This is a genomic window from Shewanella subflava (assembly GCF_025971955.1).
Taxonomy (GTDB): domain Bacteria; phylum Pseudomonadota; class Gammaproteobacteria; order Enterobacterales; family Shewanellaceae; genus Shewanella; species Shewanella subflava.
Window position 1 is genome coordinate 375,664 of the sequence record NZ_JAPDMX010000028.1, and the last position, 16,331, is coordinate 391,994.

The following is a 16,331-nucleotide window of genomic DNA, read 5'->3' on the forward strand; positions in this document are numbered from 1 at the left end:
CGCCTGTAGTGATAATTTTGGCCAGTTAAGTCGCATTTTTAGCAAGATATTGGGACAACCAGACGTAAAAATAATATGCTTTTTACATTAAAAAACACGATACAAAACAATAATAACTAGGAGCGAGTTTTGGCGCGATTTTCAGGGTTAGACAAAGCAACAGGTCATAGCGCACGTGGTAAAACAGGCGTTTTATTGGTTAACTTAGGCACACCAGATGAGCCAACAGCATCTGCGGTTAGGCGCTATTTGGCAGAGTTTTTAGCGGATCCGCGTGTAGTAGAAATTCCAAAATTAATTTGGATGATGATACTCCATGGCATTATTTTACGTGTTCGTCCGGCCAAATCCGCCGCGCTTTACAAAGAAATCTGGACAGATGAAGGCTCACCGTTATTAGCCATTAGCAGACAACAGCAATCAAAGTTGTCTGAGTTGTTATCGACATCGGGCATCGATGCGTCAGTCCATCTTGCAATGCGCTATGGTTCGCCATCGGTTGCCTCAACCTTACAGGATATGCATAAGCAAGGTATTGATAAGTTAGTGGTATTGCCGCTTTATCCTCAGTACGCCGCGCCAACAACGGCTTCTGCTTTTGATGCAATAGCCAAAGAGTTATGCAAATGGCGTTATCTGCCAGCACTGCACTTTATTAACACTTATCACGATCACCCCGATTTGATTAGTGCATTAGCCAACTCAATTCAGCAAGATTTTGATAAAAATGGTAAGCCGCAAAAGTTAGTGTTGTCATATCACGGCATGCCAGAACGCAATTTACACCTTGGCGATCCGTATTACTGCTTTTGTATGAAAACCACCCGTTTAGTGGTTGAAAAACTGGGATTAACTGAAGACGATTACATCAACACATTCCAATCGCGTTTTGGCAAAGCTAAATGGTTACAACCTTATACCGATGCGACCATTGAGGCATTACCTGCAAAAGGGATCAATGACATTGCGGTTATTTGCCCCGCCTTCAGTGCCGACTGTTTAGAAACCTTAGAAGAAATTCAAGGTGAAAATAGGCATGTGTTTGAAGGGGCAGGTGGCAAAAACTTCAGATACATCGAATGCCTAAACGCCAACGATGACCATATAAAAATGATGGCTAATATTGTTAAACCTTATTTATAAAGCGATGTAATGACGAATCTAGAGACTAGTTTCTAGTTTCTAGTTTCTAGTTTCTAGTTTCTAGTTTCTAGATTCTTGCTCTTATCTCGCTTCATTTATATCAATTTGTTAGACTCAACATAACAATGGTTAACGCATATAAGTTATGAGAATAGATCCCAACATAGCCTTAGTTTTCAGTACCGATAAAGGCAGAATTGAGCCAGAAAAAACGCAAAAAGCCATACCTGAAGGTGATGGCATTGTGCGCATTCATAAAGATTCTAAAGGCCGCAAAGGTAAAGGCGTAAGTGTGATTAAGGGCTTAGGTTTAGATCAAACTGAGCTAAAAGCATTAGCACAAAAACTGAAAAAGCAATGCGGCTGCGGTGGAACTGTCAAAGACTTCAATATTGAAGTTCAAACCGACAATCGCGAACAATTAAAAACCTTGCTAGAAAAAATGAATTATACGGTAAAGTTAGCCGGCGGTTAAAAGCCTGGTTGGTTATATACCCAAAGAACCTCAAGCTGCGTCTTCAGCGAGAATTGATTGCCTTTCAGGTGATGCACTGTATCTTGCAAATTAAGGTTGCTAAGGGGTATCTGGTTCCAACAGCTAAAAATGATGCATTTAGACTCATTACTAACAAGAGAAGCGCATTATGGATGAATCTAAAACGAATCTAAAACAAACAGACAAAAGCCGTTCAAAAGGCGATAACTTACAAGGTTATCTGCTGGTTGCGATGCCCTCACTTGAGGAAACATTTTTTGAACGTAGCGTGATTTACGTTTGTGAGCATGACGAAAAAGGGGCAATGGGATTAATTATTAATCGTCCTATTGGGATTGAACTTGAAGACTTGTTAGATCAAATGGGCCTAAATCCACCACCTGAAGCGGCGTTTCATATCAATTCACAGGTATTAATCGGTGGTCCAGTTTCACCAGACAGAGGTTTTGTGCTGCATAGTCCGCAATCCAATTGGATCAATAGCCATCAGATCAGCGATTATTGCATGCTGACATCTTCTCGCGATGTATTGTCAGCTATTGGTACGGCTAAATCTCCAGACGATTACATCGTAGCATTAGGCTACGCCGGATGGGGTAAAAACCAGTTAGAACAGGAATTAGCCGATAATACCTGGCTAACCATTAAAGCCACGCCAGAGTTACTTTACTCTAAAAATCCTGAGCAATTATGGGAGATCGCCTCAAAGCAGCTCGGATTTGATATGTGGCAAATATCATCACAAATTGGCCATGCTTAATGAAGGCATCTAATATTCAGAATCTAGAATCTAGAATCTAGCATCTAGCATCTAGCTTCTATTTTATAACGAGAAAAGTATGCACCCACAAACCGTATTAGGTTTTGATTATGGTACCAAAAGTATCGGCATTGCGATTGGTCAAGCGGTCACTGGCAGCGCCAACCCACTGATGTCGATTAAAGCGGTTGACGGTATTCCTAATTGGGATGACATCGAAAAGTTACTGAAAGAGTGGCAGCCCGATCTTGTTGTGGTAGGCCTACCGCTGAATATGGACGGTACCGAACAAGAAATGACCCAACGTGCACGTAAATTTGCAAACCGCATTAGTGGACGTTTTGGTGTTAAGGTGGCAACCCAAGATGAACGTTTAACAACAGCAGATGCCAAAGCACGCTTGTTTGAACTCGGCGGCTTTAAAGCGCTGACAAAAGGGCAGGTTGATGCAGTATCAGCAGTATTAATTATTGAAAGCTATTTTGAAAACCAGTTTTCATAAGAGTCTTTAGATTCTAACCTCTAGCTTCTAGCTTCTAGCTTCTAGCTTCTAGCTTCTAGCTTCTAGCTTCTAGATTCTCGCCTCATATATCAGTTTTCAAATCGAACTTGACAATCATTTAGCTGTCTATAAGCTTACAATGAATTAACGTGTTGTATTTGGAGTCTTTATGAAGAAGTTGTTCTTAGCCGCAGCGGTATTAGCCTTAAGTGCGTGCAGCACATTAAAAACCGATACTGATTTTGATCCTGCGGTATCGTTTAGCCAGTTTAAAACGTTTGCTTGGGTAGAAGCTAAAGCGACAGATGAAGGTTATCATTTAGATGGTTTACTTGATCAGCGCGTAAGAGATGCCGTTGATAGCCAAATGACGGCTAAAGGATTAACTAAAGCCTCTGCAGAAAATGCAGATTTATTGATTAATTATCTCACTAAAGTCGATAAGAAAATCAATATAGACACTTTTAATAATAATTTTGGCTACAACCCTTATTACGGACCAGGTTGGGGATGGGCAGGTACTATGCAAACTCAAACCACTGTGCGTGAATATGAGGTTGGTACCTTGATCATCGATTTAGTGGACAACAAAACCGATAAATTAGTTTGGCGTGGCAGTGTTGCAGATACTATCCGCGACAAAAATACCCCACAAGAGCGAGTTGAAGCAATCAACAACGCCATTGGTCAGGTGATGCTGGCGTATCCACCACAACCTAAACAATAAAGCGTTTATCAGGTGCTGCGCTTCACCGCGCAGCATGCTTATTTATCCTGCCTCTCGACTCTAGCTCCTAGCCTCTAGCCCTATTTTTAATGCATTTTTGCTTTACCCCCCATACCCTGTTTGCTAAAATCCTCGGCCGTGATAAGGACCTTCACATCTTTAGTTAAGTGAGCCCCAATGAAATCTTGGTATCTTTTGTACTGTAAGCCGCGCGAAGAGTTACGTGCGCAACAAAACCTAGCGCTTCAACAAGTTGAAAGCTACTTGCCAATGATTAAAGAGTCTAAAAAAGTTAAATCAATCACAAAAATGGTTGAAACGCCTTTATTCCCTAATTATCTATTTATTCATTTTGACCCAACAGAGTTCAGTGTCAGTAAGATCCATTCAACCCGCGGTGCAAGCCGTATTATTGGTTGCAAAGAGGTCATGACACCTATTGACGATCGTTTGATCAATGAGATTAAACGCCGCGTGAATGAACACATTCCCAAACAGGAAAAAGGCATACAAAAGGGCGATAAAGTGAAGTTTACTGAAGGCCCATTTATTGATTTAGAAGCCATTTTTGAAGAACGCAATGCCGAAAAACGTTGCTATGTGTTGTTCAATATAATGGGCCAACAAAAGCGCATTTTAGTTGATGAAACCAGCATAAAAAGAACTACTGAAAATGGTGAAGGTAAGTAATTTATCGTTGTTTGAAAAATAATCACATGTTAGACATTCACTCACAATCGTGTAAGACATTGTCCATTTTTGTTTATTGGCTTGTTACAATATAAAGCAGAGTTTAACAGGGTGTGAAATAATAGTTTCTTAAAATCATGTGTTTAGGTTTTTTGAAGCATACTTGCCGCTATTTACTTTATCGCATTTGTAACAAATTAGTCATTTTATATTGAATGGCTGAATTATGTGCATATTTAAGCACAAAGTTAAGCTATAATACGGCGCACTTTTAGGATTGGTTCAGTTTTAGACTAATCATTCTATTAATTTGTTAACAAAATCAGAATTTCGCAGCGCGAAGGGCAATATAGAAGCCGAAATCTATGGGCGGTAGCGTGTCCGCAGGACATCGAATGAACAGTTTCATTCGTTTAGCTATAAGCCGAAGGGCGTCTCGCCCGCCACGCGGATCGGTAGCAAAGATCTTGAAAGCAAGGTCGTGACCTTTCAGATAATTTAGGTCTTTAGTCTTTTAGTGGACGCCGAAAATAATTGTCAAGAACAATTATTAACAGCTTCAGCTGGCCCTAAGGGGAAAATACAGGACTTATTTCCTCAGGGCGTCTCGCCCGCCACGCGGATCGGTAGCAAAGATCTTCAACGCTAGGCAAACCTTACGACCTGATTATTTGATTAGAATTTATTACCTAATTAAAATTTATCAATAACATGAATAGACTCTAATAACAGCTTTAGCATGACGAAATGTTAAAACACACGAAAACGGGCTGAATCAAACCAGAACCAATATCACCGTAAGCGAAGCGTTCCGTTATCTGTAATCCGTATTCCGTTATCTGTAATCCGTATTCCGTTATCCGTATTCCGTATTCCGTTATCCGTATTCCGTTATCCGTATTCCGTTATCCGTATTCCGTTATCCGTTATCCGTATTCCGTATTCCGTATACCGTAATCCATAAGCGAAGCGCTTAGCCTCTAGCCTCTAGCTTCTAGACTCTAAGCTTTACAACCTAATTCAAACCAATAATATCGGAGAGACCTGGTGTTCCATAAAACCAAAAACATGTTCATTGCAGGCTTATCTGCCCTTATTATCATAAGCTCGCCAGCCTTGGCTATTACCCCATCCCCACAAATGATCGAGCAGTTCAAGCAACTGCCAAAATCTGAGCAGCAGCGAATTGCTAAGCAATACGGAATTGACCCAGCAGTGCTTGCTGGTGGTCAACAAGTGGCGCCAGTCACCAATCCTGAAGTAGTTGCTCAACGCAATGCCGAGCAAGATATCGCCAATGCGAAAAAACAAGCTAACGACTTTGATTTTTCTGATGACAGCCAAAAAGCTGAGTTAAAGCGTTTTGGTTATGACATGTTTGCCGGTGAACCATCTACTTTTGCACCTGTGACCGATGTACCAGTACCAAGTGATTATAAGGTTGGCCCTGGCGATACCATTAAGGTGCAATTATTTGGTAAAGATAATAAAGAATATACTCTGAGTATTAACCGTGATGGCACCATTCAATTTCCTGAATTAGGACCCATTTCGGTTAATGGGTTAAGTTTTTCTGAACTGCGCGAACAGTTACAGCAACGTATCAAGCAACAAATGATTGGTATTGAATCGAATATTTCTATGGGTGAATTACGTACCATAAGAATATTTGTCGCAGGCGATGCGTATAAATCTGGTTCATATACGGTCTCCAGCTTATCAACTATCACCCAAGCTTTATTTGTAGCCGGTGGCGTGAATGAAATTGGTAGCCTCAGAAACATTCAAGTCAAGCGTAGCGGCAAACTAGTTGGTACGTTTGATATGTATGACTTATTACTTAGGGGCGATGCCTCGGGTGATATCGGTCTTCGCTCTGGTGACGTTGTATTTATTCCATCCGTGGGTGGTTTAGTTTCGGTAACGGGTGAAGTCCGTCGTCCTGCTATTTATGAATTAAAAACCGGTGAAACCATTGCTGATATTGTAAAAATGGCAGCGGGTGTGACTCAAGCGGCATATTCAAAGTCAACTAGCATTGAACGATATAACGCTAATGGCCTAAAAACCATTTTAAACGTAGATTTAACCACCAGTAAAGGTGCCCAAGTTAAGGCTAAAGCTGGCGACTTTGTGAGAGTCAAAAATGCTTCACTACAATATGAAGATGCAGTAACGGTTGTTGGTGCGGTTGTGCGCCCAGGCAAATATCAATGGCACGCGGGGCAAAAGGTTAGCCATTTATTACCATCTATTTGGGGTGATTTATCCGCAAATGTTGATTTAGAATATGCGCTAGTGGTGCGTGAAATCAATAATTATGGTGAAATAAAAGTGTTTCAATTTTCATTAGGTAAAGCACTTAATGAGCCACAATCTACTGAAAACTTGTCACTCCAACCGCGCGATAAAGTGATTGTATTTAATTTCAATGATAAAACATTGAATCGTTATGAGTTAAATAAACTAGTTCAAACTCGTATCAAAAAAATCTCGTCATTAAAAGGTGAAGCGTTAGTCAGTGATGACACGTTTGAAAGTGGATTTAACTCCTTGAACACCTCATTGGATAACCGTTACAAAAGTTCAATTGCGGGTGTAGCCATTACGGGCAGTATTGAAGAAAAAGACGACGTGGTTAGAAACGAAGTCGAAAAAATGCTGACAAACCTGTTTGATGACCGTGATTTGATAAAGCTCAGTTCATCCATGCGCAGAACAGAATTGCTTTATCCGATACTTAACCAACTTTCACAGCAGCGTAAAGTAAACCAAGGCCTAAATATTGTCGCGATTGGTGGCAAAGTGCGACACCCAGGTATATACCCACTCACTCAAAATGCCCACGTGGCGGATTTGATTGTTGCAGCAGGGGGATTAGTTGAAGGCGCTTATGTGGAACGCGCTGAACTCACCAGAGCGAATGACACCGATGCACTAGCCGATATTGCGCACACCAATGTAAACATTAATGGTGTTTTACTCGGCATGCCGGAAGATAATGTCATGTTACAACCGCGCGATATGTTAACCGTACTGACAACCCCAGAGTGGCAAGAGCGTAAAGTGATTGAAATTCGTGGTGAAGTTAAATTCCCAGGTACCTACAATATTCGTCGCGGTGAGCGCCTATCTGATGTACTAGCACGAGCGGGCGGCTTTACTGATTATGCTTTCCCAAGTGCCGCAGTATTTGTTCGTGAATCAATTAAAAACCAAGAACAAATAGAGATTAAAAAGCTCGCCGATCAATTACGTCGAGACATCGCCACCCGTGGTGTATCAAAAGATGGCACAGTAGTTAACTACGCTGATGCACAATTGATGTTAACTGATTTAGAAAGTATCAAAGCAGTGGGCCGTTTGGTTGTCGATCTCAACGCCATTAGTTTAGGCATTCCTGAAGCTGATATTCAATTAGAAAATAGCGATATTTTATATGTGCCAACGGTTAAGCAAACGGTTGCAGTTATGGGTGAAGTACAGCATCAGGCAACCCATCGATTCAAAGAGGGTCTAACGTTAGACAACTATTTAGATATGTCAGGCGGCCCAAGAGAGCGTGCAGATGATGACCGCACCTATATCATTAAAGCTGATGGCTCAGTCATGCTACCCGTTGCCAGTTTATGGTTCAGCGGTAATGCCACGCTATCACCAGGCGACACTATCATCGTGCCACTGGATACAGAATACAAAGATAACCTAACGCTATGGACACAAGTAACAGGCATAATCTACAACACCGCAGTAGCCATCTCCGCTATTTCTGGACTTTAAAAAGCGAACGCTACGCTGACGGAACGCTGCGCTACGGACGCTACGCTCCCAAGGCTTTTACCGTAAGCTAAGTGTTCGATGTTACAACCAAGGATGGTTATGAAATTTCAAACTTTAGAAGTTTGGCAACTGAGTTATGGATTATCTTGCTCAATCTATCAGCAGACTAAAGATATGCGAGATTGGGGCTTTAGGGATCAGATCACACGTTCAGGGTTATCGGTACCTTCCAATATTGCCGAGGGAATTGAGAGACAAGGTGCCAAAGAGCAAATTCAATTTTTGTATATAGCTAAAGCTTCACTTGCAGAGTTAATGACTCAGCTAATGATCGGGACAGAGATTGGTTATCTTGATGCAGTCTTTGTTGATGAAAAACTACAAATTGCTGAGCGAATATCTGCAATGCTTGCTGGTTTGATTAACAGCATAAAAAGCCGAAGTCGATGAAAAGCTCAGATTTACAAGATTGTATTATTCCTATTTTTACCGTAACCCGTTATCCGTTATCCATAATCTGTTAGCGAAGCGTTCCGTAAGCGCAGCATTCTATTTTTCAGAACAAAAAAGAGACAAAAGATAAATGTCTATAGAAGTTACAAAATACCAACAAGATGTTACATTTCCACAACATCAAGACGATGAAATCGATCTCCGCGAACTTTTTTCCGTTATCTGGAAGGGCAAGTGGCTCATCATTGCTATCACCGGAGTATTCGCCATTGGCTCAGTCCTTTTTGCACTTAGCCAACCAAACACTTACAAATCTGAAGCTTTATTGGCACCAGCTGATGCAGAGCAAGGTGGCGGTGGTTTAGCCGCGTTAGCGGGGCAATTTGGCGGTTTAGCATCAATGGCAGGTATCAACCTTGGTGGTAAAGGTGGTGTTGATAAAACCCAGATGGCCATCGAAGTGATGAAGTCACGTCAATTCACTAGCGCTTTTATTCAAAGTCATAACCTACTACCTGATTTGATGGCGATTAAAAGCTGGAATATGGCAGACAATACCATAACGTATGATGACGAAATGTACCTTGCTGCAGACAATAAATGGATCCGTGAAGTACAAGCACCATTCAAACCTGAACCTTCAATGCAAGAAGCTTTCAAAGAATTCAGTAAAATTGTTGCAGTGAATACCGACAAAGAAACCGGCATGGTGAAAATTACAGTTGAGCATTTATCGCCATTCATTGCCCAGCAATGGGTTAACTGGTTAATTCTAGACATCAATAAAGTAATGAAAGAACGTGATGTGGCAGAAGCCATTAAAAGCACAGCGTTTTTAGAAAGTAAAATTGAACAAACCAACGTAGCCGATATCCGCTCAATTCTTTACAAGTTAATCGAAGAGCAAGCTAAAACCATTATGTTTGCCGAGGTTCGTGAAGAATATGTCTTTAAAACCATCGATCCAGCATTAGTACCAGAAGAAAAAGCAGGCCCTAAACGCGCACTCATCTGTGTATTAGGCACCATGCTTGGCGGCATGTTGGCAATTATGTTGGTATTAATCAGACATTTTGTTAGGAAAGAGAATTAAGAGTCTTTGGTTTTATAGTTTCTAGTAGCGAAGCGCTCTAGCAATCTAGAATCAACTCTTTTAAGAGCCTATTGGGACGGTTTTAAAGAAAACCATAAAACCGAGGCTCTATGCAGGTTAGCGAATGTTGACCTGTCTCAAAATGGATAAAAAGTGTCTCAGCTTGGTTTGTAAGGCTGAGGTACAAAAATGACAATATTCAATTCATTTAGTCTATTTCTACTCGTAAATAGACAACTCTACACGTCTCGGAAACATCAAAATGAAGATTTTAGTTACAGGTGGAGCAGGGTTTATTGGCTCTGCTGTCGTTCGTCATATTATTAACAACACCAATGACAGTGTGATCAATCTAGATAAATTGACCTACGCAGGTAATTTAGAATCATTAGTAAGTGTTGAATCAAACGAGCGCTATTCTTTTGAGCAAGTTGATATTTGTAATCGGTCAGAATTAGACAGAGTATTTAGTACCCATAAACCAGATGCTGTAATGCACCTTGCTGCAGAGTCTCACGTTGACCGTTCAATTACAGGCCCTGCAGATTTCATCCAAACCAATATCGTTGGCACTTACACACTTCTTGAAGCAACTAGAGCTTACTGGAACACGTTAGCGGATGATGCTAAAAAAGCATTTCGTTTTCACCATATCTCAACTGACGAAGTATACGGTGATTTACCTCATCCAGATGAAGTACAAAGTGCTGAAGAGTTAACTCTTTTTACTGAAACTACTTCATACGCACCAAGCAGCCCATATTCTGCATCTAAAGCATCAAGCGACCATTTGGTGAGAGCCTGGTTACGTACTTATGCTTTACCAACGATAATAACCAACTGCTCTAATAACTATGGCCCATATCACTTCCCTGAAAAGTTAATCCCTTTAGTTATCTTAAATGCATTAGAAGGTAAGGCATTACCAATTTATGGTAAAGGTGATCAAATTCGAGATTGGCTATATGTAGAAGATCACGCACGAGCACTCTACAAAGTGGTTACTGAGGGGAAAGTAGGTGAAACCTATAACATTGGTGGCCATAACGAAAAACAAAATATTGAAGTGGTAAACACCATTTGTAGTATTTTAGATGCCCTAGTACCTAAAACTACGCCATACGCGGAACAAATCACTTATGTAACTGACCGTCCTGGTCATGACCGTCGTTATGCGATTGACGCAAGTAAAATGAGTAAAGAACTCAACTGGCAACCTGAAGAAACATTCGAAACCGGCCTAAGCAAAACAGTTGAATGGTATTTAGCTAACAAAACATGGTGCCAACATGTGCAAGATGGTAGCTACCATCGCGAACGTTTAGGGATTTAGCATTTTGTTTTTGTGCCCTATTTCTCTACAACCTAGGGCTTATTAATTTAGGGATTTATTTACATATGAAAGGCATTATTTTAGCCGGCGGATCAGGTACACGCTTGTATCCTATTACCATGGGCGTTTCAAAACAGTTATTACCAGTTTATGACAAGCCAATGATTTACTACCCCATATCAGTGTTAATGCTTGCAGGTATTCGTGAAATATTAATTATTACTACACCTGAAGATCAATCCTCATTCCAACGTTTGTTAGGTGATGGCACTAGTTTCGGCATTAAGCTAGAGTATGCGGTGCAACCAAGTCCTGATGGGTTGGCTCAAGCCTTTCTTATTGGTGAAGATTTTATTGGTGATGATGCTGTTTGTTTAGTGTTGGGTGATAATATTTTCTATGGTCAAGGCTTTAGCTCTAAACTTAAAAAAGCAGTTGATATAGCGAATAACCATTCAGGAGCAACTGTATTTGGTTATCAAGTAAAGGATCCTGAACGTTTCGGTGTTGTAGAATTTGATATTAATCAAAAAGCGATATCAATAGAAGAAAAACCTAAGAAACCGAAAAGCCATTACGCAGTGACTGGCCTATATTTCTATCCAAATAATGTAGTAAAACAAGCGAAATTAGTTACACCTTCGTCACGTGGAGAGCTTGAAATTACCACATTGAATGAAATGTATCTTAATGACGACAATTTACATGTAGAAATGTTAGGTCGAGGATTTGCTTGGCTAGATACCGGTACCCATGAAAGCCTCTTAGAAGCAGCACAGTTTGTGGAAACGCTAGAAAAACGCCAAGGTTATAAAATAGCCTGTTTAGAGGAAATTGCTTATTTACAGCATTGGCTAACAGAGGAACAATTAATAGCGCGCGGTGATTTGATGAGCAAAAACAGTTATGGCCAATATCTGTTAACCTTAACTAAGCCCTAATTTACATGAGTGATCTTGCAAGCAAAACTAAAAAAGGTCTGCAATGGAGCGCCTTGGAACGCTTTTTAACCCAAGGTATACAACTCGCAATCACCTTATATTTGGCGCGATTATTAGGGCCAACTGCTTTTGGCTTGGTGGGGATGTTGGCAGTGTTTATTGCTATTGCTAATGTATTTGTTGATAGTGGTTTTACATCGGCGTTAATTCGTAAAAACGAGCGTACAGAAAGTGATTTGGTAACTGCCTTTTATTACAACATTGCAATGGCGGGATTCTGCTACATTGCTTTGTTTATCTGTGCACCATTCGTAGCAGATTTTTATCAACAAGCCGAGCTGCAAACTCTGTTGCGGGTCTTAGGTTTAGCGGTGCTAATAAACGCATTTACGTTAATTCCGCGCGTTAAACTTAATGTGGCGATGGACTTTAAGACCCAAGCTAAAATATCAGTACTGAGCGTGATCATTAGTGGGCCAACAGCGATAATATTAGCAATTAACGGTTATGGAGTATGGTCGTTGGTAGTGCAAGCCTTGCTTAATGCTATTTGTACTACATTGTTATTTAATATTTTTGTCCCTTGGTTACCCCGGGGCAATATTACTAGGCACGCTTTTAATTATCTATTTGGTTATGGCAGCAAATTGTTATTATCTGGCTTATTGGATGCCATCTACAACAATTTGTATCAAATCATTATAGGCAAAAAATTTAGCCCTGCCGTAGTGGGGCAATATACTCAAGCCAATCAATTAGCCAGTGTACCAGTGACTACCTTAACGGGCATTATTCAGCGCGTTACTTTCCCGTTGTTTAGTCAGTTACAAGATGATCCAGATAAAATGGCAAACGCCTATCGTCAAACCTTAATATTATCATCGATAGTGATCTTCCCATTAATAGTTGGTTTGGGGTTAATTGCCAAGCCATTGTTGACTAATTTTTTAGGCGAGCAGTGGCAGGGTGCCGCAGCGCTGCTTAGTGTGTTGTGTTTGGGTTATATGCTATACCCGATCCATTCCATTAATTTAAATTTATTGCAAGTCACTGGCCGCAGTGATCTGTTTTTAAAGCTTGAGGTGATGAAAAAAATTATTGGCGTTTCTGTGCTACTGTTGAGCATTCCTTATGGTGTACTAGCGATGTGCCTCGGTTTTACCTTGACTTCCTATTTAGCCTTATTACTTAACACCTATTACACCGGCAAGTTAACGCATTTAAGCCAATGGCAACAATGTAAAGATATTTTACCTATTTGGTTTGCCGTATTAGTGGCCGCTGCATTGGGGTATGGCGCTGGTTTATATTTTTCGCAAGCTTGGTCGCAAATAGTGGTTAACTTGAGTGTGGCTTTATTAGCGTATGGAATGTATTTAGTGTTGGCGCAAAAGCCACTGCTGCTGCAACTGCGCGATACCTTATACCGTTAATGGTTTAATTATTTTTACTTTGGATGTAAATATGACGAATAAAACAATCCCCGTCACTCAGCCATTTTTGCCAGAATTAAGTGAATTTGTGCCTTATCTTGAACAAATTTGGGATAACCGTTGGTTAACTAATAATGGCCCGTTTCATCAAGAACTAGAAGCCAAGTTGGCAGAATATTTGGGTGTTGAGCATGTCTCTTTATTTAATAATGCCACCATTGCGCTTATAACAGCCTTGCAGGCGATGCGCATTCACGGCGAGGTAATTACCACACCCTATTCGTTTGTGGCAACCAGCCATTCAATCATGTGGAATGGTTTAGAGCCGGTGTTTGTCGATATTGATCCAACCACTTTTAATATTGATCCTGCCAAGATAGAAGCTGCGATTACTCCACGCACCACTGCCATTATGCCGGTACATTGCTACTCTAACCCTTGCGATGTTGAAGCCATTCAAAAAATTGCTGATAACTATGGCCTTAAGGTAATTTATGATGCGGCTCATGCTTTTGGGGTCAAATATAAAGGTGAGAGTTTACTTAAGTGGGGTGATTTGTCGATTTTAAGTTTCCACGCAACTAAGGTATTTAATACCTTTGAAGGTGGAGCTATTATTAGCCCCGATGCCAAAACCAAGCAGCGTATTGATCGCTTAAAAAACTTTGGTATAGCCGATGAGCTAACTGTAACAGCGCCTGGTATTAACGGTAAAATGAGTGAAATCAATGCCGCTTTTGGTTTAGTGCAGCTTAAACATATTGATGATGCAATGGCGCAGCGCCAAGCCGTCGATTCGCGTTATCGCAGAGAGCTTGCTGAGGTTACCGGCATTACCCTGTATCAGCATGATATCAATGCTAATAGCAACTTCTCTTACTTCCCAATATTAGTGGAGGCAGAATACCCACTAAGCCGCGATGAGCTTTATGAAAAGCTAAAAGCTAATGGTATTTTATCGCGCCGTTATTTTTACCCGATTATTAGTAATATGCCTATGTATCGGGGGGTAGCATCTGCAGATACTGCGCATTTACCTCTGGCCAATGCCCTAGCTGAAAAGGTATTGTGTTTGCCGATTTTCAATGAGTTAACAGTTGAACAGCAACAACAAGTTATTGCATTAATTAAAGGAAATTAGTTAGATGGCATTTTTAACAGAAAAGCAGTTAAATGAAATGGGGTTTGCAGCACTGGGCCACAATGTATTGATATCTGATAAAGCTTCAATTTATGGTGCACAACGTATCAAACTTGGTAACAATGTTCGAATTGATGATTTTTGCGTCTTGTCTGCTGGTGAAGGTGGAATAAATATTGGAAATTATGTTCACATCGCTGTATATGCATTACTTATTGGAGCTGGTGAAATTTTAATTTCAGATTTCGCTGGAGTATCTTCTAGAGTTGCTATTTATTCTAGTAACGATGATTATTCTGGAAATTTTCTAACAAATCCTACTGTACCAACCAAATATACAAACGTTACACATGCAGATGTATATATAGGTAAGCATGCAATTATAGGAAGTGGTTCTGTTATATTGCCTGGAGTCTCTATATTTGAAGGGACTGCCGTTGGTGCACTTTCCCTTATAACTAAAAATTGTGAACCTTTTGGAGTGTATATTGGCGCACCCGCTAAGAAAATTAAAAACCGCAAGCGGGAGTTGTTGATGCTTGAGGAAAAACTGATTAATGGTGAAGAATAACTAATGTTAAAAATTGCACACATTGCAGCAGATGAGAAATTTATAGACACTGCTGTCGATATATTTGAATTGGCATATCCTGAGCAAAACACTTTTTATATTACAACGCCAAAACCATGGTCTTTTATAAAAGACAAAAAAATATATCATCAGCTAAGTAAAAAAAAATGGCTGCAATTGCTTTTTACTCAACGTGAAGAGTTAAAAGCCTATGATGTGGTCATTTTTCATAGTTTACCAAGTTTTTATTTGATTCCAATGGTGCTATTAAAGCAAAACTATGTATGGCTAGGTTGGGGGTTTGATTATTACAGTCGTCCCTTCGATACTGATTTATTAGGTGAATCACTGACTTTACCTAAAACAAGTGCACAGATAAAAAAAATAAGCGGAAAAAAAGCAACAACTTCACTATTTGGCATTTTATCCCGAATAATGAAAAGTTTTGTAAAACGATTAGTTGGCAGTAAATTTTTTTACAACTTGGCGATGAAAAATTTAAAAGTATTTTCGCCAGTTCTGCCACAAGAATATGACTTAGTTAAGCATAAATATGGGCTAGGACAATTTACAAAATATTCACCTTGGAACTACGGAATTTTGGAGAGGCATATTATTAAAAATATGCAATTGGGTGAAATAAACTCAGCGAACTCAATCCTGCTTGGTAATAGTGCTACATCAACGAACAATCACCTTGAAGCGTTAGACACAATCCTAAAATCAACGACGGAAAGAACTATTTATGTGCCTCTAAGCTATGGTGATATGGAATATGCTAAGCTGGTTAAAGATTACATAAATAACAACCAGAAACTTGCACGTTGTACTCAAGTGTTGGACACATTCATGCCATTGACTGATTACAATGCAATTATTAATAACTGTGGTTTTGTGATCATGAATCATGTACGTCAGCAAGCTTTGGGTAATGTCGTTGCTATGATGTATCGAGGTTCTAAGATATTTTTACGTGAAGAGTCAATGCTTTATGCACATTATAAAAGTTTAAATGCCTATATTTATTCTGTGCAGGAATTAGAAAATGATTCAAGCTTACTTGATGAACATCTCACTGATAAGCAGATCGAGCATAATCGAAAAATATTAAAAGCTACATGGTCTAAAGATGTGATATTACAACGAACGAAAAATCTGATAAAAACGGCAACTATCTAGCTTTTAATTTAATGTTAATGCAATTAAGTTTTTGATAACATGTTTTTGTTTTGTAATTATCATTCCCAAATGTTAACCATGGCGGTGTG

The 16,331-nt window shown here is 39.9% G+C and carries 15 protein-coding genes; all 15 read left to right on the top strand.

The features are described from left to right. The first annotated feature begins 129 nt into the window (after window positions 1-129). The 15 genes from hemH to OHT75_RS13440 all read left to right on the top strand — a co-directional run bounded on the left by hemH (window position 130) and on the right by OHT75_RS13440 (window position 16,242). Entirely contained in the window at window positions 130-1,143 is a 1,014-nt protein-coding gene (hemH, locus tag OHT75_RS13370; protein WP_264727400.1) for a ferrochelatase, read from the top strand. A gap of 145 nt (window positions 1,144-1,288) precedes the next feature. Beyond that, complete coding sequence (gene yciH / locus OHT75_RS13375) at window positions 1,289-1,618, top strand: stress response translation initiation inhibitor YciH (RefSeq protein ID WP_264727402.1); 330 nt, start codon at window positions 1,289-1,291, stop codon at window positions 1,616-1,618. Window positions 1,619-1,787: 169 nt separating this feature from the next. Further along, window positions 1,788-2,399: a YqgE/AlgH family protein gene (locus OHT75_RS13380; RefSeq protein WP_264727404.1), complete on the top strand. Its 612-nt coding sequence runs from the start codon at window positions 1,788-1,790 to the stop codon at window positions 2,397-2,399. Between the two features lie 79 nt (window positions 2,400-2,478). Then, entirely contained in the window at window positions 2,479-2,901 is a 423-nt protein-coding gene (gene ruvX, locus OHT75_RS13385) for a Holliday junction resolvase RuvX (protein WP_264727406.1), read from the top strand. A gap of 169 nt (window positions 2,902-3,070) precedes the next feature. Next, the gene (locus OHT75_RS13390; RefSeq protein ID WP_264727408.1) at window positions 3,071-3,628 is read left to right on the top strand and encodes a DUF4136 domain-containing protein; all 558 of its coding nucleotides are present in this window, start codon (window positions 3,071-3,073) and stop codon (window positions 3,626-3,628) included. Window positions 3,629-3,805: 177 nt separating this feature from the next. After that, window positions 3,806-4,318 carry a transcription/translation regulatory transformer protein RfaH gene (gene rfaH / locus OHT75_RS13395; protein WP_264727409.1) on the top strand — a complete coding sequence of 171 codons (513 nt, stop codon included), beginning with the start codon at window positions 3,806-3,808 and terminating at the stop codon, window positions 4,316-4,318. A gap of 1,047 nt (window positions 4,319-5,365) precedes the next feature. Then, on the top strand, window positions 5,366-8,098 hold the full coding sequence (locus tag OHT75_RS13400) for an SLBB domain-containing protein (RefSeq protein ID WP_406682023.1): 2,733 nt from the start codon (window positions 5,366-5,368) through the stop codon (window positions 8,096-8,098). A gap of 99 nt (window positions 8,099-8,197) precedes the next feature. After that, window positions 8,198-8,548 (top strand): four helix bundle protein, encoded by a 351-nt coding sequence (locus OHT75_RS13405; RefSeq protein WP_264727411.1) that lies wholly within the window; start codon window positions 8,198-8,200, stop codon window positions 8,546-8,548. Window positions 8,549-8,681: 133 nt separating this feature from the next. After that, window positions 8,682-9,644, top strand: coding sequence for a Wzz/FepE/Etk N-terminal domain-containing protein (locus OHT75_RS13410; RefSeq protein ID WP_264727413.1), 963 nt, complete (start codon window positions 8,682-8,684; stop codon window positions 9,642-9,644). 262 nt (window positions 9,645-9,906) lie between these two features. Further along, a complete protein-coding gene (gene rfbB, locus OHT75_RS13415) occupies window positions 9,907-10,977 on the top strand; it encodes a dTDP-glucose 4,6-dehydratase (RefSeq protein WP_264727415.1) in 1,071 nt (356 codons plus the stop codon). Window positions 10,978-11,042: 65 nt separating this feature from the next. Then, window positions 11,043-11,918 (top strand): glucose-1-phosphate thymidylyltransferase RfbA, encoded by an 876-nt coding sequence (gene rfbA / locus OHT75_RS13420; RefSeq protein ID WP_264727417.1) that lies wholly within the window; start codon window positions 11,043-11,045, stop codon window positions 11,916-11,918. A gap of 5 nt (window positions 11,919-11,923) precedes the next feature. After that, window positions 11,924-13,351, top strand: a complete 1,428-nt coding sequence (locus tag OHT75_RS13425; RefSeq protein WP_264727419.1) for a lipopolysaccharide biosynthesis protein — start codon at window positions 11,924-11,926, stop codon at window positions 13,349-13,351. Window positions 13,352-13,382: 31 nt separating this feature from the next. After that, on the top strand, window positions 13,383-14,492 hold the full coding sequence (gene vioA / locus OHT75_RS13430) for a dTDP-4-amino-4,6-dideoxy-D-glucose aminotransferase VioA (protein ID WP_264727421.1): 1,110 nt from the start codon (window positions 13,383-13,385) through the stop codon (window positions 14,490-14,492). A gap of 4 nt (window positions 14,493-14,496) precedes the next feature. Continuing rightward, the gene (locus OHT75_RS13435) at window positions 14,497-15,063 is read left to right on the top strand and encodes an acyltransferase (RefSeq protein ID WP_264727423.1); all 567 of its coding nucleotides are present in this window, start codon (window positions 14,497-14,499) and stop codon (window positions 15,061-15,063) included. A gap of 3 nt (window positions 15,064-15,066) precedes the next feature. Further along, window positions 15,067-16,242: a TDP-N-acetylfucosamine:lipid II N-acetylfucosaminyltransferase gene (locus tag OHT75_RS13440; RefSeq protein ID WP_264727425.1), complete on the top strand. Its 1,176-nt coding sequence runs from the start codon at window positions 15,067-15,069 to the stop codon at window positions 16,240-16,242. Window positions 16,243-16,331 lie beyond the last annotated feature (89 nt).